Below are 20391 nucleotides of genomic sequence, written 5' to 3'. Positions count from 1 at the left end.
TTATGGCACCATCTGTCCTGTGCGGCGGCCGCGGCCCGGCTCCAGCAGCTTGTAATAGTATTGCCCCGCCACGGTCTGGCCGCGGACCCGGGCGTAGACCGGATGACTGCCCCAAAGCACATAACCGAGTGCCTGGAACAATGAGATAGCAGTGAGCTGGGTCTCCCGCACGTCGAGGTTGAGGACCCGATGGCCGAGCGAGGCGGCATGCTCCTCGACCCGCTGGATCATCAGCCGCGCCAGGCCATGGCCCCGGCCATAGGGGGCGATATAGGCATGGGTCAGCTGCGCGGCGAAGGCCTGGGCCTCATTGTTGCGGTGCGGGCGCACCAGCTGGGCGCTGCCGACCACCATGCCGTCGAGCCGGGCGATGAACAGCTCCCGCTCCGGCACCAGCAGGACGCCGCGGAAATGGCGTTCCAGCGCGGCGCGGCCCTGCGGCTCGACCCAGCCGAAGCCGCCGCCCTCGATGATGGCGGCATCGGTCGCCTCGCAGAGCTCAGCGATGTCGTGGTCGTCGAGCTCGGTGACGCGGTCCACCCAGAGATGCGGCGTGGTGCGTTCGGCCGTCCCGCTGCTCATGGCTCCCACCGGAGGAAATTGGCGAGGATGCGAAGGCCGAGCGTGGCGCTCTTCTCCACATGGAATTGGGTGCCGGCGACATTGCCGCGGGCGACGATGGCGACCACCGGGCCGCCGTACTCCGTGGTGGCCGCCACCTCCTCCTCCGCCGCCCCACGCAGGGCATAGGAATGGACGAAATAGGCATGCTCGCCGGGGCGGATGCCGTCCAGCAGCGGATGCTCGCCCGGGGCGAAGGAGAGGGTGTTCCAGCCCATCTGCGGCAGGGGCAGGGGGGCGCCGTCCGGGCCGCGCGGGTCCATCGGCGCCATCTCGCCCTGGATCCAGCCGAGGCCGGGGGTCACGCCATGCTCCAGCCCGCGCTCGACCAGGATCTGCATGCCGACGCAGATGCCGAGCAGGGGCACGCCCTGGCCGCGGACCCGGTCCTCCAGCACCTCGACCATGCCGGGCAGGGCTTCGAGCCCGCGCATGCAGGCGGCGAAGGCGCCCTGGCCGGGGAGGACCAGGCGATCGGCCTCGGCGGCCTCGGCCGCGTCGCGGGTGACGGCGGCCCGGATCGGCTGGTCCGCCATCTCGGAGGCGCGGTCGAGGGCGCGGAGCACCGAGGCGAGGTTGCCCGAGCCGGGATCGATGACGGCGATCTTCATGCCGCGCGCGCCTCCAGCACCCGGGCGAGGGCCCGGTCGGCATCCCGTTCGGCCACCACGCGCACTTCCTGCCAGCCGCGCCGGGCGAGGCCGGCACGCCACAGGTCACGGGCATGGAAGCCGAGCAGCAGGTGCAGGGCGAGACCGGCCGGAGTCGCGGCCTGGGCCGGGGCGAGGGCGGTCAGCAGCGCCATGGTGCCGAGATAGGCGAGCGCTTCCCACCAGAGCCGGTGCCAAAGCAGCCAGGGCAGGCCGAAGAGGAAGGCGAGCCAGGCGAAGCCTTCCGGCACCAGGACCGGCAGGCCGGCCTCCGGCCCCGCCGGCCGGGCATCGGCAGGCGGATAATGGACCGTCCAGACGCGCATCAGACCTCCAACACCCCCTTGGTCGAGGGGATGGCATCAGGCGAGCGCGGGTCGATCTCCACGGCCATCCGCAGCGACCGGGCCAGCGCCTTGAAGCAGGCCTCTGCGACATGGTGCGCATTGGTCCCGGCCTTCAAGGTGACATGCAGGGTGATCCCGGCATTGAAAGCGAAGGCCCGGAAGAATTCCTCGAACAATTCGGTGTCCATCTCGCCGATCTTATCCCGGGCGAAAGGCACGCTCCAGGCGAGGAAGGGCCGGCCGGAGATGTCGAGGGCGGCCTCGGCCAGGGCCTCGTCCATCGGCAGCAGGGCCTGGCCGTAGCGGCGGATGCCGCGCTTGTCGCCGAGCGCCGCGCGCAGCGCCTGGCCGAGCACGATCCCGACATCCTCCGTGGTGTGGTGGAAGTCGATATGCAGGTCGCCCTTGGCCTCCACCTCGAGATCGAAGAGCGCATGCCGGCCGAGCGCCGTCAGCATGTGGTCGAGGAAGCCGATCCCCGTCTCGGCCCGAACCTGGCCGGTGCCGTCCAGCGCAAGGCGAACGGTGATGGCGGTCTCGGCCGTGCTGCGGCTGATGCTGGCGGAGCGGGGGGTGGACATGGGCGGGGGCATAGCGGATGCGCGGGCGGGGGGGAATGGGGAAGGGAACGGCCCGCAACGTCGGGCGCCGGGACCGCGACGCAACGGGAACGGTTGGCCACCGATCCGCCGGATGGCGGGGGGTGTTGCCCCGGGCGCGTGAAGGGGCCACATCCGCGCCCATGTCGAATCATTTCCACCCTGCCGCGCCGGACCTCGTTGGCTGGCACGGCACCACCATCCTGTCGGTCCGCAAGGGCGGGCTCGTCGCCATGGCGGGCGACGGGCAGGTCTCGCTTGGGCAAACAGTGGTCAAGGGCAATGCCCGGAAGGTCCGCCGCATCGCCGGCGGCCGCGTGCTGGCGGGCTTCGCCGGCGCCACCGCCGATGCCTTCACCCTGCTGGAGCGTCTGGAGGCGAAGCTGGAACGCTTCCCCGACCAGCTGGAGCGCGCCTGCGTCGAACTCGCCAAGGACTGGCGCAGCGACCGCTACCTGCGCCGGCTGGAGGCGCTGCTCTCGGTCGCGGACGCCAAGCGCAGCCTGTTACTGACCGGCCAGGGCGATGTGCTGGAGCCGGAGGATGCCGTGATCGGCATCGGTTCGGGCGGCAATTTCGCCCTCGCCGCGGCCCGCGCCCTGTTGCCGGTCGAAGGGCTCTCGGCCGAGGACATCGTGCGCCGGGCGATGAAGATCGCCGGCGATATCTGCGTCTACACCAACGGCAATATCGTCGTTGAAACCCTGGAGGCGGCGTGACCATGGAAGCCGTCAATCTCTCGCCGCGCGAGATCGTCTCGGAGCTCGACCGCTACATCATCGGGCAGAACGACGCCAAGCGCGCGGTCGCCATCGCGCTGCGCAACCGCTGGCGCCGGCAGCAGCTTCCCGAGGCCATGCGGGAAGAGGTGGTGCCGAAGAACATCCTGATGATCGGCCCGACCGGCTGCGGCAAGACCGAGATCGCGCGGCGGCTGGCCAAGCTCGCCAACGCGCCCTTCCTCAAGGTCGAGGCGACGAAGTTCACCGAGGTCGGCTATGTCGGCCGCGACGTGGACAGCATCATCCGCGACCTGGTCGAGGTGAGCATCACCCAGACCCGCGAAGCCTCGCGCAAGGGCGTGCAGGCGAAGGCCGAGCTCGCCGCTGAGGAGCGGCTGGTGACGGCCCTGGTTGGCGAGGGGGCCTCGGGCGAGACGCGGATGAAATTCCGCCGCATGCTGCGCGAGGGCCAGCTCGAGACCCGCGAGGTCGAGGTGCAGGTTGCCGACCAGGGCGGCGGCATGCCGATCGGCATGATCGACATGCCGGGCACCCAGGGCATCCAGATGCAGAACATGCAGGACATGCTCGGCAAGATGTTCGGCGGCCGCACCAAGCCGCGCAAGATGACCGTGGCCGAGGCCCGCGCCGCGCTGATCAAGGACGAGGCGGACAAGCTGGTCGACCAGGAGGTGCTGACCCGCGAGGCGATCGCCAATGCCGAGAACAACGGCATCGTCTTCCTCGACGAGATCGACAAGGTGGCCCGCGCCAGCGAGGGCGGGGTGCGCGGCGGCGATGTCTCGCGCGAGGGCGTGCAGCGCGACCTGCTGCCGCTGATCGAGGGCACGACCGTCACGACCAAGCACGGGCCGGTGAAGACGGACCACATCCTCTTCATCGCCTCGGGCGCCTTCCACCTCGCCAAGCCCTCCGACCTGCTGCCGGAGCTGCAGGGGCGGCTGCCGATCCGGGTGGAGCTCGGCGCGCTGACGCGGGACGACATGCGGCGCATCCTGACCGAGCCGGAGCATTCGCTCATCAAGCAGTACACCGCGCTGCTCGGGACGGAGGGCGTCGCGCTCGACATCCAGCCGGATGCGGTGGAGGCGATCGCCGACCTCGCCACCGACATCAACGCCCGGGTCGAGAATATCGGCGCGCGGCGGCTGGCGACGGTGATGGAGCGGCTGCTGGAGGAGATCTCCTTCAGTGCCAGCGACCGGCATGGCGACCAGGTGCCGGTGACGGCGGAGTATGTGCGGGAGAAGGTGGCGCCGCTCGCCGGCAGCGCCGATCTCAGCCGCTATATCCTCTAGGTGAAGCCGGCCCGCGCCAGGCTCGCGGCGCTCGGCCTGCTGCTGCCCTATCTGCGGCCCTATCGCGGACGGGTGGCGCTGGCCGGGCTGGCGCTGGTGCTGGCCTCGGGGCTGGTGCTCGGGCTCGGCCAGGGGCTGCGGCACCTGGTCGATGAGGGCTTTGCGGCCGGCAGCGGCGCCGCGCTCGACCGGACGGCGCTGGCGCTGTTCGGCCTGGTGGCGGCGCTGGCGGCGGCGACCTGCGGGCGCTTCTTCCTCATGTCCTGGCTCGGCGAACGGGTCGCGGCGGATCTGCGCCGCGACGTCTTCGCCCATCTGCTGACCCTCTCGCCCGCCTATTACGAACGGGCGCGGACGGGCGATATCCTCTCCCGCCTCACCGCCGATGTCGCGCTGCTGCAGGCCCTGACCGGCTCGGCGCTGTCGCAGGGGCTGCGCAATGTCCTGACCGGCGCCGGCGCCTTCGTCATGCTGCTGGTGACCAGCCCGAAGCTCGCCGGCATCGTCGCCATCGTCCTGCCCTTCGTGATCGGGCCGATGATCGGCTTCGGCCGGCGGGAGAGGCGCCTGTCCCGCACCGCGCAGGAACGCGTCGCCGATCTCGGCGACACGGCGGAGGAGGTGCTGAACGGGCTCCGCACCGTGCAGGCCTTCACGCATGAGCCGGTCGATAGGGCACGCTATGCGGCACAGGTCGAAGGCTCGGTCGCCGCGGCGCTGCGGCGGATCGGGACGCGGGCGCTGCTGATCCTGGTGGTGATCCTGCTGGGCTTCGGGGCCGTCACCTTCGCGCTCTGGGTCGGCGGGCAGGATGTGATCGCGGGCCGGATGACGGGGGGCGAGCTTTCGGCCTTCGTCCTCTATGCCGTGATGCTGGCGACTTCCGGGGCGAGCCTCAGCGAGGTCTGGGGCGAGATCCAGCGGGCGGCCGGCGCGGCGGAGCGGCTGCTGGAATTGCTGGCCGAGCGGCCTGCCATCACCGCCCCGGCCGCGCCGCTGGTGCTGCCGGCACCGCGGGGCCGGATCGAATTCCGCGACGTGACCTTCCACTACCCGACGCGGCCGGACCGGTCGGCGCTGGAGGGCTTCTCCCTGACGGTGGAGCCGGGGGAGACGGTGGCGCTGGTCGGGCCCTCCGGCGCGGGCAAGACCACGGTGCTGCAATTGCTGCTGCGCTTCTACGACCCGCAATCGGGCCGCATCCTGCTGGACGGCGCCGATATCGCGCGGCTGGAGCCGGCGGCGCTGCGCGGGCGGCTGGGGCTGGTGCCGCAGGACCCGGTGATCTTCAGCACCACGGCGCGGGAGAATATCCGCTTCGGCAGGCCCGATGCCTCGGGGGCCGAGATCGAGGCGGCGATGCGCGCCGCCTCGGCGGAGTTCCTGGAAGCCCTGCCGGAGGGGCTGGACACGCATCTCGGCACGCGGGGGGTGACGCTCTCGGGCGGGCAGCGGCAGCGGGTGGCGATCGCCCGCGCCATCCTGCGCGACCCGGCGGTGCTGCTGCTGGACGAGGCGACGAGCGCGCTGGATGCGGAATCCGAACGTGCGGTGCAGGGCGCGCTGGAGCGGCTGGCGCGGGGGCGGACGACGCTGGTGGTCGCGCACCGTCTGGCGACGGTGCGGCGGGCGGACCGGATCGTGGTGCTGGAGGGCGGGCGGATCATCGCCAGCGGGCCGCATGATACGCTGGTGCGGGAGGGTGGGCTGTATTCGCGCCTGGCGGCCTTGCAGTTCGAGGCCTGAGGGGCATCCGGCGCCGGGCCAGGCCGCAGCGCGGTTGACAGGGACGGTCGCCCGACCAAGGCTAGGGTCCAAAGCACCGGAGGAAGCCATGGAGCCGAGCCTCGTCATCCGCCGCGGGACCGTCATCGATGGCAGCGGCGGCGAGCCCTATGAGGCCGACATCGCCATCGGCGGGGGCCGCATCCTCGCGGTCGGGAAGGTCGCGGCGCGCGGGGCGGCGGAGATCGATGCGAAGGGGATGATCGTCACCCCCGGCTTCGTCGATATCCATACCCATTACGATGCCCAGGCGACCTGGAGCAGCCGGCTCGACAGCTCCTCGCTGCATGGCGTGACCACGGCGCTGATCGGCAATTGCGGCGTCGGCTTCGCCCCCTGCCGGCCGGCGGCGCGCGACGCGCTGGTGAAGCTGATGGAGGGCGTCGAGGATCTGCCCGAGGTCGTGCTGACCGAGGGCCTGCCCTGGAATTGGGAGACCTTCCCGCAATTCCTCGATGTGCTGGGGGCCCGGCACTACGACATGGACGTGGCGGCGCAGGTCTGCCACGCCCCGCTGCGGGTGCATGTGATGGGCGACCGCGCCGCGGCCTATGCCGAGGCAACGCCCGAGGAATGCGCCGAGATGGCCCGGCTGGCGGCCGAGGGCATCCGCGCCGGGGCGCTCGGCTTCTCCACCTCCCGCGCCATCGCCCATAAGACGCTGGACGGCACCCATACGCCGACCCTCGGCACGCCGGAGGCGGAGCTGGAGACGATCGGCCGCGCGGTCGGCGACGCCGGGGCGAGCTGGCTGCAGGTCATCTCCGATTTCGACGAGCCGGAGCAGGAATTCGACCGGTTGCAGCGCATCGCCGCCGCCTCCGGCCGGCCGATGACCTTCTCGCTGTTGCAACGGGAAAGCCGGCCCTGGCTCTGGCGCTACCTGCTGGAGCGGATCGAGGCGGCGAATGCCGCCGGCGTGCCGATGACCGGCCAGGTGATGGGCCGGCCGGTCGGGCTGATGTTCGGCTTCGACCTGTCGCAGCACCCCTTCATGGCGCGGCCCTCCTGGGCCGAGGTGGCGCGGCTGCCGCGCGAGGCGCGGATGGCGGCGCTGCGCGATCCTGGGTTCCGCGCCCGCATCCTGGCCGAGGAGGTGCCCGACCCGTCGCTGCGGGACCGGCTGAATACCTGGGACATGATCTTCCCGCTCGGCGATCCGCCGGAATACGAGCCGCGGCCGGAGACCAGCGTCGGCGCGGTGGCGCGGGCGCAGGGCGTCGATCCCGCCGCGCTCTGCTACGACTGGATGATGGAGCGGGACGGGAAGGCCATCCTCAACCGCCCGATCATCAACTATGCCGATCGCGACCTGGAAGCGGTGCGGGCGATGGTCGAGCATCCGCGGACGCTGATGGGGCTCGGCGATGGCGGGGCCCATGTCGGCATCATCTGCGACAGCTCCTCGACCACGCATCTGCTGGCCTATTGGACGCGGGACCGGCAGCGCGGGCCGCGCCTGCCGCTGCCCTTCGCGGTGAAGCGGCTGAGCCGGGACAATGCGCTGGCGCTGGGCCTCGCGGATCGCGGGCTGATTGCGGAGGGCAAGAAGGCCGACCTCAACGTCATCGACTATGACCGGTTGCAGATCGGCGTGCCGGAGCTGCGCTATGACTTGCCGGCCGGCGGCAAGCGGCTGGTGCAGGGGGCGGCGGGTTATGTCGCCACCATCGTGAATGGCGAGGTGGTCTCGCGCGAGGGCCAGCCGACCGGGGCGCTGCCGGGGCGGCTGGTGCGCGGGGCCAGGGCCTGACCGACTGGGCTTGACGCCCCGCGATTCATACAGGGCCTGATAGATAAGCCCTTTCGGGGTTCGTTCGGCGGAGTCGATGAACCTCCGCCGGATCGGCCCGTTTGCGCGAAAGAGGCGGCGCGTTGCCCGCCTGCCACAGCCAACGGAGCCGATACCATGAACCGACGCCATGCATTCCTAGGGCTTGCCGCCGCGAGCCTCTCCACGCCGCTGCTGATCAGCCGCGCCCAGGCCCAGACGGCCGGCCGCACCTTCTCCCCCACCGAACACCTGGCGATGACGCTGATGGGCGGCACGCTGGCGAAGCAGACCAGCCAGATCGCGCTGGAGCGGGCGGTGAACCCGCATGTGAAGCAATTCGCCGGCTTCGAGATCGCCGAGCAGACCGCGCTGGCCCAGGTGCTGACCGATGTCGCCAACCCGCCACCGGTGCCGCTCGATGCCGAGCACCAGGCGATGCTGACCAGCCTGCAGGGGCTGACCGGTCCGGCCTTCGACCGCGCCTATGTGCAGAGCCAGATCCAGGGCCATCAGGAGCTGCTGCTGATCCAGCAGGGCTATCTGGAGAACACCAACCGCACGCCGGATGGCCAGCACATCGCGGTGCTCGCCCGCGCCTCGATCCAGCAGCACCTGACGATGCTGCAGGACCTCTCGATGATGCTGCAGCGGGGCTGAGCCAGGCCAAGGGGCGGCGGAGCTTCCGCCGCCCCTCTCCGGCCTCAGCCGGGGATGCGCACCGGCAGGTTGGTGATGCCGTGGACGAAGGCGGAGTAGGTCCGCTCCGGCCGGCCCACCACCTCGATCCGCGGGAAGCGCTGCAGGATCTCCTCCCACAGGATCTTCAGCTGCAGCTCGGCCAGGCGATTGCCGACGCAGCGATGGATGCCGAAGCCGAAGGAGAGATGCCCGCGCGGCCGGGCGCGGTCGATGATGAAGCGGTCGGGCTGCTCGATCGCCTCCTCGTCGCGGTTGCCGCTGATGTACCACATCACCACCTTGTCGCCGGCGCGGATGGTCTGGCCGCCGATCTGGTAATCCGCGATGGCGGTGCGGCGCATATGCGCGAGCGGCGTCTGGTAGCGGATGATCTCCGGCACCATGGTCTCGATCAGCGCCGGATTGGCGCGCAGCTTGCTGTATTCGTCCGGGTTCTCGTTGAGGAACAGCACGCCGCCGCTGATCGAATTGCGCGTGGTGTCGTTGCCGCCGACGATCAGCAGCACCAGGTTGCCCATGAACTCCCGCGGCGTCATGTTCCGCGTCGCCTCGCCATGGGCGAGCATGGAAATCAGGTCCGGCCGCGGGTCGGCATTCACCCGCTCGTTCCAGAGCGTCATGAAGGCGCCGAGCATCTCGGCGAAGGCGGCCTCGCGCTGGGTCTCGTTCTCGATCAGCCCGCCGGGCATGGGCAGGGCCGTCGCGCAATCCGACCAGTAGGAGAGCTTGCGGCGCTCCTCTTGCGGGAAGTCGAAGAGCGTCGCCAGCATCGCAACCGTCAGCTCGATCGAGACGCGGTCCACCCAGTTGAAGGTCTCGTTGCGCGGCAGGCCTTCCAGGATGCGGATGGCGCGCTCGCGGATGGTGGCCTCCAGCTTCGCCAGGTTGCCGGGCGCGACGATGGGCTGCACCACCTTCCGCTGCTCGTCATGCTGCGGCGGGTCCATGGCGATGAACATCGGCAGCCGCAGCGCCTTGTCGCGGTCGCGGATGGAGATACCGCCATGCAGGCTGTCCGATGACAGCACCTTATGCGCCAGCTCGCACTGCATGATGTCCTTGTATTTCGTGACCGACCAATAGGGGCCGAACATGCTCTCGGCGCAGTAATGCACCGGCGCCTCGCGCCGCAGCCGGGCGAAATAGGGCTGCCAGACATCGTCGCGGAACAGCGCCGGGTTGCTGGGGTCGAGCCGGTCGAGCGGCGTCGTCGCAGCGAGGCGCGCATGGTCGAGATCGACGGGGGCATTCATGGGCGGCTCCTCCTGGCTTTGCTTCTTGGTTGGCCTAGTGTTGCGCCTCCGGCATGCGGACCACCAGGCCGTCCAGCTCGGGCGACATGGTGATCTGGCAGGAGAGGCGGGAATTCGGCTGGGCGGTGGCGGCGAAGCCCAGCATGCTGGCCTCCTGCTCGCCCGGCTCGCCGCAGCGGGCCAGGAAGGCCTCGTCCACATAGACATGGCAGGTGGCGCAGGCGCATTCGCCGCCGCAGTCGGCATCGATGCCGGGGATGCCGTTGTCCACGGCGCCCTGCATCACCGACTTGCCCACCTCCAGATCGATGCTGTGCTCGGTTCCGGTGTATTCCACATAGGTGACGCGCGGCATCCTTCCTCCCGTTGCAGGCCGCCTCAGGCGGCGAGTTCCTTCAGCGCCAGGCCCGTGTCGCGGAGCTGCGCCGGCGGCACCGGCATCTGCCGCGCCACCAGCAGCCGCCCGGCCATGAAATCCGCCGGCGCATTCACCGCCTCCACCGCCAGCACGCGGCCATCGGCGCCGAGATGAAAGACGGCGAAGCTGCCCTCGGCGGGATCGCCGCGCAGCACCGCCTCGGCCGGGTCGAAGGCGAGGCCCGCGATCTGCAGGCGGAGATTGTACTGGTCCGACCAGAACCAGGGCACCTCCGGCACCGGCGGCGGGCGGCCGCAGATATCGGCCGCGGCCTGCTTCGCCTGCTCGATCGCATTCGGCACGCTCTCCAGCCGCGCCTCCCGCGCATAGAGCGGCAGGGGGCGGCGCGTGCAGTCGCCGATGGCATGGATCAGCGGGTCGGCGGTGCGGGCGGCGAGATCGACCTCGATCCCGCCCGGTCCGTCGAGCCCGGCGGCCGCGGCGAGCGAGACCTCCGGCATCGCGCCGATGCCGACCAGGACGGCGTCGCAGGGGATGCGGCGCCCATCGCCGAGCCGGACCGCGCAGGCGGCGCCGCCCTCGCCCTCGATCGCCTCGGTGGTGGTGCTGGTCAGCACCTCCACTCCCTCGGCACGGTGGCGGTTGCCGAGGAAGGCCGAAAGCGCCTCGCCGGCGACGCGGGCGAGGACGCGGCGCTCGCGCTCGATCACCACCGCCTCGGCGCCGAGGGCGCGGGCCGAGGCGGCGACCTCCAGCCCGATATAGCCGCCGCCGATGATGGCGATCCGCCGGCCGGGCCCGAGGACGGCGGCCAGCGCATCGGCATCGGCGGCGCTCCGCAGCGACAGCACCCGGTCCAGCGCCTCCCCCGGCAGGCCGAGCCGGCGTGGCCGGGCGCCAGTCGCCAGGATCAGATGCGCATAGGGCAGGCTCTCGCCCCCCTCCAGCAGCACCCGGCGGGCAGGGCGGTCGATGGCGATGACGCGGGTGCCGAGCCGGGTCTCGATCCGCTGCTGGTCGTAGAAGCGGGCGGGGCGGAGGGCGAGGTTGTCGGCCGTCGCCTCGCGCTTCAGCCAGGCCTTGGAGAGGGGCGGGCGCTGATAGGGCAGGAGGGGCTCCTCGCCGATCAGGGTGATCGGGCCCTTCCAGCCATATTGCCGCAGGAAGGCCGCCGCGGAGCCGCCGGCATGGCCGGCCCCGACGATGACGACTCCCGGCGCGGCCTCTTCCACCATGGCCTGCTGCCCTCCCTGCTCTGGCGGGCAGGATTGCACACGGCCGCTTGCCCCGGGTCAACAATTGGCGGGGGTGGTTGCAGGCCGCCCCGCGCTTGCGTCAAAACCATGGCATCCGGGGCGGCCGGGTCCGGCATGCGGCGTTGCGGGATGCGAGGCATGCCGGCGGGCATGCAACCCTTGGGCCCCAATACAGGCGATCGAAGGCAATGCGGCGGATATTGATCGTCGAGGACGACCCGATGGTCGCCCTCGATCTCGAGGAGATCGTGCTGGGGGCCGATGCGCAGGCGCGCGTGGCGCTGGCCGCCTCTGTCCGCGAGGCCGAGCGGGCCTTGGCGAGCCTCGAATTCGATGCGGCGCTGCTGGACATAGACGTCCTGGACGGCAAGACCTATGAGGTGGCGACGCGGCTGCACGAACGGGGCACGCCCTTTGCATTTGTTTCGGCTTCGCGGCCGGAGGAGCTTCCGGCGCCATTGCGGAATGTGCCCTTCGTACCCAAGCCTTATGACCCGGCCGATATCGAGCGGACCCTCCGGGCCCGCCTGATCGGCGAGGACTAGTTTTCCAGGACGGACGACCGCATGACGGAACTGCCCCCAGGCGCAGCGCTGGCGGAGATGCCCGGCTTCAGCGCCCCCGCCTGGGACGAGGCCCATCGGCTGGCGGAGCTGCGCAGCTACGGCATCCTCGATACCCCGCCGGAGCGGGATTTCGACGAGGTGGTGCAATTCGCCGCGCAGCTCTGCGCTGCGCCGATCGCCGTGGTGAACCTGATCGACCAGGACCGGCAATTCTTCAAGGCGGAGATCGGGCTCAGCCTGCGCGAGACGCCGCTGGATGTCTCGATCTGCGCCCATGCCATCCTGCAGCCCGACCTCTTCGTGGTGCCGGACACGACGCGGGACCCGCGCTTCGCGGCCAATCCTCTGGTGACCGGGGCGCCGCATCTCCGCTTCTATGCCGGCGCTTTGCTGGAGACGGCGGAGGGCCTGCCGCTCGGGACGCTCTGCGTGCTCGACTATGTGGCGCGGCCTGAGGGGCTGACGCCGGAGCAGGCCTTCGGGCTGCAGATCCTGGCACGGCAGGTGATGGCGCAGCTGGAGCTGCGCCGGGCCCTGGCCATGCGCGAGGCGAGCGAGCGGCGCTTCCGGGTGCTGGCGGACGCCATGCCGCAGATGGTCTGGTCCACCCTGCCGGACGGGTCGCACGACTACTACAATGCCCGCTGGTACGAATTCACCGGCGTCCCCTTCGGCTCGACCGATGGGGCCGGCTGGAACGGCATGTTCCATCCGGACGACCAGGCCCGGGCCTGGGCGCGCTGGCGCCATTCGCTGGAAAGCGGCGAGCCCTATGAGATCGAATACCGGCTGCGCCGGGCGGATGGCGTCTATCGCTGGACGCTCGGCCGCGCGCTGCCGGTGCGCGACGCCGAGGGCCGGATCGAGCGCTGGTTCGGCACCTGCACCGATATCGAGGACATCAAGGCGACCGAGGACGCGCTGCGGCGGAGTGAGGAGCGGCTGCGCCTGGCGCTGAGCGCGGCCGAGATGGTCGGCACCTTCATCTGGGACGTCCGGGCCGACCGCATCGCCGCCGATCCCGGCTTCGCCCGGCTCTTCTCGGTCGCGCCCGAGGCCTTGGCGGCCGGGGTGTCGATAGCGGCGCTGGAGCCGGCGGTCCATCCGGAGGACGCGCTGCGGCTGCGGGCGCGCATCCGCGCGGCGCTGCAGGGCGAACGCGGGTTCGAGGCGGAATACCGGCTGCGCCAGCGCGATGGCGGCCTGCGCTGGGTTGTGGCGCGCGGCCGCTGCGAGGGGGATGCCGCCGGCCAGGTCAGCGAATTGCGCGGCGTCATCATGGACATCACCGAACGCAAGCTGGCCGAAGAGGGGCAGGAGCTTCTGGCGCGGGAGCTCTCGCACCGGATCAAGAACATCTTCACCGTGATCGGCGGGATGATCTCGCTCTCCTCCAGCGGCGCGACGCCGGAGGTGCGGGGCTTCGCGCAGGTGCTGCGGCGGCGGCTGCAGGCGCTGGCCGTGGCGCATGACTATGTCCGGCCCGAAGCCGCGGGCGCGGCGCCGGGCGGGGGGACGACCCTGCGCGGGCTGCTGGCGACCCTGCTCGCCCCTTATGGCGGGGAGGAATCGGGGCGGCTGCGGCTGATGGGCGATGATGTGCCGGTCGGGGTGAAGGCCGCGACCTCCCTGGCGCTGATCCTGCACGAGCTGGCGACCAATGCGGCGAAATACGGCGCCCTGTCGCGGGAGGCGGGCCATGTCGCCATCACCCTGGAACGGCGCGGGGAGCGGCTGGGCCTGACCTGGCAGGAACGCGGCGGGCCGGAGGTGGCGGGTCCGCCGGAGCGCCGCGGCTTCGGCACCATCCTGGCCGAGCGCGGCTCCCTCCAGCTCGGCGGCCGCGTCGCCCAGGATTGGGACAGGGCCGGACTGACCCTTCGGCTGGAGGTGCCGCTGGCGCGCTTGGCTGGCTGATTCAGCTCTCCAGCAGCGCCCGCACCTCGGCCCGGATGAAGGCCGCATCCGCAGGATTGGGGGCGGGGTTGCCGGCGCGATGGCCCCAGATGCTCGGGATGACCGAGAGCCGGCCATGCTTCAGGTGGGGCAACTCGGCCTCGTTGTCGGCGACGCGGAAATAGAGGTCGGTCGCCGAGGGCAGCAGCAGGACCCGCGCCTCGATCCGCGCCAGCGCCGCGGCCAGGTCGCCGCCATCGGCGATGTCGCCGGCATCCCAGGTGCGGAGCTGGGCGAGCAGGTCGGCGGCGGCGCGGCGGGCGAAGCGCTCCTCCCAATCGGTGCGGAGGAAGGTCTCAAGGTCCGGGGCGCCGAGGGCGGTGAGGTGGAGATTGGCGCGGTAGAAGTCCTGGCTCAGCGCCCAGCCGGCATAGACCCGGCCGAAGGCGCGCAGCGCGGCCGCCGGCTGGGCGGTGAACTGCCCCTTGCCGTCATATTCGGGCGCGGCTTCCAGCACCGCCATCTGGCTGCGGAGGAAGACCTGGTTGTGGACCGCGGTGCGGGCGCTGCCGCAATTGACGACGATGCGGGCGACGGAATCGGGGAAGGCGGCGGCCCAGTGATAGGCCTGCTGCGCGCCCATCGACCAGCCATAGACGGCGTGCAGCCGCTCGATCCCGAAGACCTCGCGCAACAGCCGGCGCTGGGCGCGGACATTGTCCCAGGCCGTCACCAGCCCCGGCCAGGCCGGGCAATTGGAGGGTGAGGTCGAGAGCCCGTTGGTGAACATGTTGGGGATGACGATGAACCAGCGCGTCGGGTCGAGGATGCCCTCCGGCCCGATCAGCCATTCGAGGTCGGGGTGCTGCGCGCCATAGCTGGTCGGGTAGAGGACGACATTGTCCCGCGCCGCATTCAGCACCCCATGGGTCTTCCAGACGATCCGCGCGCCCGGCAGCACCCCGCCGCGATGCAGCTTCAGGTCGCCGAGCTCGAAGACGCCCTCCTGCGTCGCCGTCATGCCCTCATCGTCTTCAGCTGCCCCGCATGCCAGTTCGCATAGCCCGGATGCACATGGGCGAGGCGGTCGCGGAGCACCAGATGCGCCTCCTCCAGCCGGTGGAAGGGGATGAAGGGGTAGAGGTGGTGTTCGGCATGGAAGGGCATGTTCCACATCAGCAGCCGCATCAGCCGCGTGGTCAGCATGGTGCGGGTATTGGTCAGCCCGTTGCGGTCCATCGAGCAGCCGGTGTGCTCGGTGAAGAGATAGAGGCGGAGCAGGGGCTGGCCGACCAGCTGCGGCAGGATCCAGAAGAGCAGCGGCGCCTGCCAGCCGAAGACGAGGCCGGAGAGGATGGCGAGGCCGAGCACCGCTGCCACCATCGCCCGCATGCTGCGGATGATGCGCGGCGCGGTGGCGGGATTGATGAATTCATAGGCGGAGAGGTCGCCGCGCAGCCCGTCCCAAAGGTTCCGCAGCCGGCCCCGCCAATAGGGGAGGGCCAGCATCTTCACCACATAGCCCGGCAGCCGGGTCGGCGGCGGCGGGGTGAGTTCCGGATCCTTGACCGGGTCCTGGGTGTGGCGGTGATGGGCCAGGTGGAATTGCTGGTAGAAATGCCAGTTGAACAGGCCCGGCGCGCTGGCCAGCCAGCCGACCACGGCATTCATCCGCCGGTTGGCGAAGGCGGTGTGATGCACCGTCTCATGCAGCGGGGCAAACAGCGCGGCCTGGGCGATGCCGAGCAGCAGCACCCCCGGCGCCTTCCACCAGCCGGGGGCCAGCGCCACCAGCAGGCCGGCGCCGAGCAGCAGGGCGAGGTGGAAGGCCAACTGGCGCAGCCCCGCCCGATCCGAGCGGGCCGAGAGATGCATCATCGTCGAGGGGGCGGGCGCCTGCATGGCTAGTCGAAGACCTCTCGGTTGACGTCCTTGTAGAGCAGATAGGCCGCGCCGCCCCAGCCGGTGCAGTAGAACTGCTGCGGGATGAAGGGGCCCATCCAGACGAAATCCCCTTCCCAAATTTCATGCCAGTCGCGGTCGAGAAGCTGGAGCCCCTGGCCTTCCAGCATCAGCAGCCCGTGCTCCATCACATGGGTCTCGACGCAGTGGAAATGCGTGCCACGGTCGAAGCCCATCACGTTCATCTCGAAATCCATGGCCATGTCGAGATTGCCGAGGAGGTATTGCCGCCAGCGGCCGCTATCGTCGACGCGGGTGACGGGCGTGGTCTCCCGGCTGCCGAAGCGTGGGGGCGGCGGGGCGATGCCCTCGGCCGGCTGGTAGCGGCGGCTGATCCAGACCGCCTTGGCGAGATCCGCCCCGCTGTTGCGCAGGCTGTAGGTGGCGCCGGCCGGGATATAGGCGAAGCCGCCCGGCTCCAGCCGGGCCGAGGCATCATCGGCCGCGACATCGAGGTTGCCGGCGAGGACGAAGAGGAAATGCTCCAGCCCGTCCTGGCGCGGCGCCGCCGTGCCGCCGCCGGGTGCCGCTTCCAGCCGCCCCTGGGTGAAGCGGGCGCCCATGCGGGGCGTCGCCTGGTAGAAGACCGAGGCATCGCTCAGCCAGGGCAGGAAGCTGGGGAACATCCCCTCCGGCGGCAGCACGGCGTAGTTGCGGGAGACGAGGCTGCGGTTATGGCCGATGACGCCGGGTGGAACTGGTGCGGGCATGGGGCGGTTGGCTCCGGGACTGAAGGGCCGCCATCTGTTCCATAGCCGGGCCGGCGGTGCCAAGCGGCGCTGTTGCCGGGGGGCGGGGGCTGCGCCATTCATGCCAGGCGGCCCGCCTTTCCTGGCCGCCTGTCGCGTGACCAGTACGGAACCGTCCGAATGACCTGGACCCAGGTTTACGATCCCTTGGGCAATATCGCCCTGTCCACCGCCTTCGCCGCTCTGCCCGTCGTCGTCATGCTGGTGGCGCTCGCCTTCTTCCGCATCGCCGCGCATTGGGCGGCCATCATCGCCCTCGTCGTCGCCGTGCTCTGCGCCAGCGTCGTCTTCGGCATGCCGGGCGGGATGGCGGTGCGTGCTGCCGGCTTGGGTATCCTTTCCGGCCTGTTCCCGATCGGCTGGATCGTGCTGAACATCATCTTCCTCTACCGGCTGACGGTCGCCAATGGCAGCTTCGCCATCCTGCAGCGCGCCATCGCCGGGGTGACGCCGGACCGGCGCCTGCAATTGCTGCTGATCGCCTTCGCCTTCGGCGCCTTCTTCGAGGGCGCGGCGGGCTTCGGCACGCCGGTCGCGGTGACGGCGGCGATCCTGATCGGCCTCGGCTTCTCGCCGCTGGCGGCTTCGGGCCTGTCGCTGATCGCCAATACGGCGCCGGTCGCCTTCGGCGCGCTCGGCTCGCCGATCATCGCGCTTTCGGCCGTCACCGGGCTCGATCTCTATGACCTCTCGGCGATGATCGGGCGGCAGCTGCCCTTCTTCAGCCTGATCGTGCCCTTCTGGCTGATCTGGGCCTTCGCCGGCTTCCGGGCGATGCGCGATGTCTGGCCGGCGATCCTCGTCACCGGCGTCAGCTTCGCCGTGCCGCAATTCCTGGTCAGCAACTATATCGGCCCGATGCTGGTCGATGTGATCTCGGCCCTGGTCTGCATGGCCTGCCTGGTCGGCTTCCTCCAGGTCTGGCAGCCGCGCGAGATCTGGACCAATCCCGGCCTGCGGGGACGCGACCCGAGCGCCGCGACGGCGCCGGCCGTGGCGCCGCTCGGCACCGAGCCGCTCGACCGCGGGGCGCTGGTGCGGGCCTGGCTGCCCTGGCTGATCCTGACGGTCTTCGTCTTCGCCTGGGGCCTGCCCAGCGTGCGGGCGGCGCTGAACGGGATCTTCACCACCAGCTTCCCGATCGGCGGGCTGCACAATGCCGTCGTCAAGGCGCCGCCGGTGGTCGAACGCGCGACGCCCGAGGCCGCGGTCTGGGCCTTCAACATCCTCTCGATGACCGGGACCGGCATCCTGTTCTCCGCCATCGTCGCCGGGTTGCTGATGCGCTTCTCGCCTTTCGCCCTGATCGCCGAATACGGCCGGACGATCTGGAAGGTGCGGCTCAGTCTCGTCACCATCGGCGCCATGCTCGGCCTCGGGACGCTGACGCGCTATTCGGGGCTGGATGCGACGATGGGCCTCGCCTTCGCCTCCACCGGCTTCCTCTTCCCGCTCTTCGGGACGATGCTCGGCTGGCTGGGCGTGGCGCTGACCGGCTCGGACACCGCCTCCAACGTGCTGTTCGGCGGGCTGCAGAAGATTACCGCCCAGCAGCTCGGCCTCTCGCCGGTGCTGATGGCGGCGGCCAATTCATCGGGCGGCGTGATGGGCAAGATGATCGATGCGCAGAGCATCGTCGTCGCCTCCACCGCGACCAACTGGTTCGGGCAGGAGGGGACGATCCTGCGCTTCGTCTTCCTCCACTCGATCTGCCTGGCGGTGCTGGTCGGCCTGCTGGTGATGCTGCAGGCCTATGTCTGGCCCTTCACCGCGATGGTGGTGGGGTAGGGCAAGGGCGCCGGGGCCCGGCCGGCCCCCGGCGCCTCAGCCGCCCCGGCGAAGCGGCACCTCGAATTCGCAGAGCAGGCCGGTTCTCTCCCAGCGCAGCGCCACGGCGCCGCCAAGCTGGTCGCGGACCGTGCCCTCGAGCACGCGGGAGCCGAAGCCGCGCCGCATCGGCGTCCCCTCGACCGGCGGCCCGCCCGCTTCCGACCAGCGCAGCCGCAGCACGCCGGGGCTGCCCCCGGTGAGCGACCAGGCGACGGCGATCCGCCCCTCCGGCACCGAGAGGGCGCCGTGCTTCAGCGCATTGGTCGCCAGCTCATGCACCGCCATGGCCATGGGCTGCGCCATAGCGGCCGGCAGGAAGACCCGCGGCCCGGCGAGATCGGCCCGCTGGCCGGCGAGGAAGGGCGCCAGCTCCCCGAGAAGGAGGGCACGCAGGTCGGCGCCGTGCCAGCGCTGTTCGGCCAGCAGCGTCTGGGCGCGCGCCAGCGCGGCCACGCGGCCCTCGATCGCCTTTACGAAGGAGGGCATGTCGTCGGCCCGGGTCAGCCGCAGCACGGTCTGCACCACCGCCAGCGCATTCTTCGCCCGGTGGTCCACCTCGCGCATCAGCAGCCGCTGGCGCTCCTCGGAGGCGCGCCGCTCGGTCACGTCCTGGCCGATCTTGAGGAAGCCCTCCAGGACTCCGTCGGGCCCGCGCAGCGCCCGGGTGCTGCCCTCGATGAAGACGCGGCTGCCATCCTTGCGGCTATGCCAGCGCACATTGGCCGCCGCGCCGTCCCGCCGGGCGGTCTCCACCTCCGCCTCGGGCACGCCATGCTCCCGGTCCTCGGGGGTGAAGAGGATGGCAGCGGGCTGCCCGACCGCTTCCTCCGCGCTCCAGCCGAAGACGCGGGCCGCGCCGGGGAACCAGGCATCGATCCGGTCTTCGGCATCGGTGGTGAAGATGGCGTAGTCCTGCGTGTTCTCGACGATCAGGCGGAACCGCTCCTCGCTCTCGCGCTGCGCCGCCTCGGCCCGGAACTGGGCGGTGACGTCCTCGACCCGATGGATGATGAAGGCGATCTCGCCGTTGCGGCCCAGCACCGGGGAATTGACCGGGGCCCACCAGCGTTCCTCGAAGCCGCCCTGCGCCTCCGGCCGGCGGATCGGGTAGCGCTGGACCGGCATCACATCGGTGCTGCGCGTGGCGATCACCCGCTCCAGCGAGGCGCGGAGATTGGCGACGCCGCTCTGGTCGGGGTCGGCCGGATCGGCCGGGAAGGCGTCGAAGATCATCCGGCCCAGCAGCGCCGCCCGGTCGGTCATGGTGGCACGGAGATAGGCCTCGTTCGCCGCCACGATCTGCAGGCCGCGCGGGGCGACGACCAGGAAGGGCGCCGGCGCGGCCTCGAACAGGGCGCGGAAATCGGCGGAGAGGCCGCTGGCTACGAGCATCCCATCCAGGCGCCGCTCGCTCTCCTGCCGTGCTGCCCTGGCCCTGATCCGGTCCGTGGTCTCGACGACGGTGACGAGCACGCCGGCGACCGCGCCCGCCTCGTCGCGCAGCGGGCTGTAGGTGAGGCTGAACCAGGCCTCCTCGCTCAGCCCATGGCGGGCGACCGGGTAGAATTTGTCCTCGTAGGAGAGGGTCTCGCCCTGCCGCACCCGCCGGAAGATCGGCTCGTCGATATGCCAGATCTCGGGCCAGCTGTCGCGATGGGGCTGGCCGAGGCCGGCCGGATGCTTGCCGCCCATCAGGGCGCGGTAGCCGTCATTGTAGATCTGGACCAGCTGCTCGCCCCAGAGCGCGACCATCGGGATGCTGTGCGCGAGCAGGATCTCGACCGTGGTCCGGAGCGATTGCGGCCAGCCCCCGATGGGGCCGAGGGGCGTCGCCGCCCAGTCCTGCGCCTGGATGAGGGTGCCCATCTCCCTCGGCGCGGCCGGAAAGCCGGTGCGGGGCTCAGCGTTCACGGGGACCATCCCTGGCGAGCTGTCGTGAAGAAAGAAGGCATCGTGGTCTGCGGGGGCCGGGAAGGGTTGGTGG

General features: G+C 70.8%; 19 protein-coding genes. 8 read left to right on the top strand and 11 right to left on the bottom strand.

All coding sequences use genetic code 11. The features are described from left to right. From JMJ55_RS24075 to hisB, 4 genes are read right to left on the bottom strand one after another with little or no spacing between them, the layout of a single operon-like run. A complete protein-coding gene (locus JMJ55_RS24075) occupies positions 1-582 on the bottom strand; it encodes a GNAT family N-acetyltransferase (protein ID WP_202828159.1) in 582 nt (193 codons plus the stop codon). Then, positions 579-1232, bottom strand: a complete 654-nt coding sequence (hisH, locus tag JMJ55_RS24070) for an imidazole glycerol phosphate synthase subunit HisH (protein ID WP_202828158.1) — start codon at positions 1230-1232, stop codon at positions 579-581. The genes JMJ55_RS24075 and hisH overlap by 4 nt, the downstream gene beginning before the upstream one ends. Then, positions 1229-1597 (bottom strand): DUF2628 domain-containing protein, encoded by a 369-nt coding sequence (locus JMJ55_RS24065; protein WP_202828157.1) that lies wholly within the window; start codon positions 1595-1597, stop codon positions 1229-1231. Before JMJ55_RS24065 ends, hisH begins: the two co-directional genes overlap by 4 nt. Beyond that, a complete protein-coding gene (gene hisB, locus JMJ55_RS24060; protein WP_202828156.1) occupies positions 1597-2199 on the bottom strand; it encodes an imidazoleglycerol-phosphate dehydratase HisB in 603 nt (200 codons plus the stop codon). The genes JMJ55_RS24065 and hisB overlap by 1 nt, the downstream gene beginning before the upstream one ends. A gap of 161 nt (positions 2200-2360) precedes the next feature. On the opposite strand from hisB, the gene hslV reads away from it, so the two are divergent. The 5 genes from hslV (at position 2361) to JMJ55_RS24035 (ending at position 8474) form a co-directional block, all read left to right on the top strand. Next, entirely contained in the window at positions 2361-2936 is a 576-nt protein-coding gene (gene hslV, locus JMJ55_RS24055) for an ATP-dependent protease subunit HslV (RefSeq protein ID WP_202828155.1), read from the top strand. 2 nt (positions 2937-2938) lie between these two features. Beyond that, positions 2939-4258 (top strand): ATP-dependent protease ATPase subunit HslU, encoded by a 1320-nt coding sequence (gene hslU, locus JMJ55_RS24050; RefSeq protein WP_202828187.1) that lies wholly within the window; start codon positions 2939-2941, stop codon positions 4256-4258. Continuing rightward, the gene (locus tag JMJ55_RS24045) at positions 4259-6004 is read left to right on the top strand and encodes an ABC transporter transmembrane domain-containing protein (protein WP_202828154.1); all 1746 of its coding nucleotides are present in this window, start codon (positions 4259-4261) and stop codon (positions 6002-6004) included. It abuts the gene before it with no gap. Positions 6005-6092: 88 nt separating this feature from the next. Further along, the gene (locus JMJ55_RS24040; RefSeq protein ID WP_202828153.1) at positions 6093-7796 is read left to right on the top strand and encodes an N-acyl-D-amino-acid deacylase family protein; all 1704 of its coding nucleotides are present in this window, start codon (positions 6093-6095) and stop codon (positions 7794-7796) included. Positions 7797-7952: 156 nt separating this feature from the next. Next, the gene (locus JMJ55_RS24035) at positions 7953-8474 is read left to right on the top strand and encodes a DUF4142 domain-containing protein (RefSeq protein ID WP_202828152.1); all 522 of its coding nucleotides are present in this window, start codon (positions 7953-7955) and stop codon (positions 8472-8474) included. A 44-nt stretch (positions 8475-8518) separates the two neighbouring features. Here the strand turns inward: JMJ55_RS24035 and JMJ55_RS24030 are convergent, their stop codons facing one another. Genes JMJ55_RS24030 through JMJ55_RS24020 form a run of 3 tightly spaced genes read right to left on the bottom strand, consistent with a single transcriptional unit; the run spans position 8519 to position 11383 of the window. After that, positions 8519-9769, bottom strand: a complete 1251-nt coding sequence (locus JMJ55_RS24030) for a cytochrome P450 (protein WP_202828151.1) — start codon at positions 9767-9769, stop codon at positions 8519-8521. A 34-nt stretch (positions 9770-9803) separates the two neighbouring features. Next, on the bottom strand, positions 9804-10124 hold the full coding sequence (locus JMJ55_RS24025; RefSeq protein WP_202828150.1) for a 2Fe-2S iron-sulfur cluster-binding protein: 321 nt from the start codon (positions 10122-10124) through the stop codon (positions 9804-9806). A gap of 23 nt (positions 10125-10147) precedes the next feature. Beyond that, positions 10148-11383: an NAD(P)/FAD-dependent oxidoreductase gene (locus tag JMJ55_RS24020; RefSeq protein ID WP_202828149.1), complete on the bottom strand. Its 1236-nt coding sequence runs from the start codon at positions 11381-11383 to the stop codon at positions 10148-10150. Between the two features lie 209 nt (positions 11384-11592). Here JMJ55_RS24020 and JMJ55_RS24015 point away from each other — a divergent pair, with 209 nt between their 5' ends. Both JMJ55_RS24015 and JMJ55_RS24010 read left to right on the top strand, forming a co-directional pair. Continuing rightward, a complete protein-coding gene (locus JMJ55_RS24015) occupies positions 11593-11949 on the top strand; it encodes a response regulator (RefSeq protein WP_202828148.1) in 357 nt (118 codons plus the stop codon). 21 nt (positions 11950-11970) lie between these two features. Beyond that, on the top strand, positions 11971-13887 hold the full coding sequence (locus tag JMJ55_RS24010) for a PAS domain-containing protein (RefSeq protein WP_202828147.1): 1917 nt from the start codon (positions 11971-11973) through the stop codon (positions 13885-13887). A 1-nt stretch (position 13888) separates the two neighbouring features. On the opposite strand, the gene JMJ55_RS24005 is transcribed toward JMJ55_RS24010, so the two are convergent. From JMJ55_RS24005 to allE, 3 genes are read right to left on the bottom strand one after another with little or no spacing between them, the layout of a single operon-like run. Further along, complete coding sequence (locus tag JMJ55_RS24005; protein WP_202828146.1) at positions 13889-14887, bottom strand: alpha/beta fold hydrolase; 999 nt, start codon at positions 14885-14887, stop codon at positions 13889-13891. Beyond that, positions 14884-15768 carry a fatty acid desaturase gene (locus JMJ55_RS24000; protein ID WP_202828145.1) on the bottom strand — a complete coding sequence of 295 codons (885 nt, stop codon included), beginning with the start codon at positions 15766-15768 and terminating at the stop codon, positions 14884-14886. Before JMJ55_RS24000 ends, JMJ55_RS24005 begins: the two co-directional genes overlap by 4 nt. A gap of 2 nt (positions 15769-15770) precedes the next feature. Continuing rightward, entirely contained in the window at positions 15771-16538 is a 768-nt protein-coding gene (gene allE / locus JMJ55_RS23995; RefSeq protein ID WP_202828144.1) for a (S)-ureidoglycine aminohydrolase, read from the bottom strand. Between the two features lie 159 nt (positions 16539-16697). Here allE and JMJ55_RS23990 point away from each other — a divergent pair, with 159 nt between their 5' ends. Then, positions 16698-18365, top strand: coding sequence for an L-lactate permease (locus JMJ55_RS23990; protein WP_202828143.1), 1668 nt, complete (start codon positions 16698-16700; stop codon positions 18363-18365). A gap of 36 nt (positions 18366-18401) precedes the next feature. Here the strand turns inward: JMJ55_RS23990 and JMJ55_RS23985 are convergent, their stop codons facing one another. Further along, a complete protein-coding gene (locus JMJ55_RS23985; RefSeq protein WP_202828142.1) occupies positions 18402-20318 on the bottom strand; it encodes a PAS domain S-box protein in 1917 nt (638 codons plus the stop codon). Between the last annotated feature and the right edge of the window lie 73 nt (positions 20319-20391).

Origin of the sequence: Belnapia mucosa (assembly GCF_016775475.1) — a bacterium.
GTDB classification, from domain to species: domain Bacteria; phylum Pseudomonadota; class Alphaproteobacteria; order Acetobacterales; family Acetobacteraceae; genus Belnapia; species Belnapia mucosa.
This window is presented reverse-complemented; position numbering and strand designations above follow the sequence as displayed.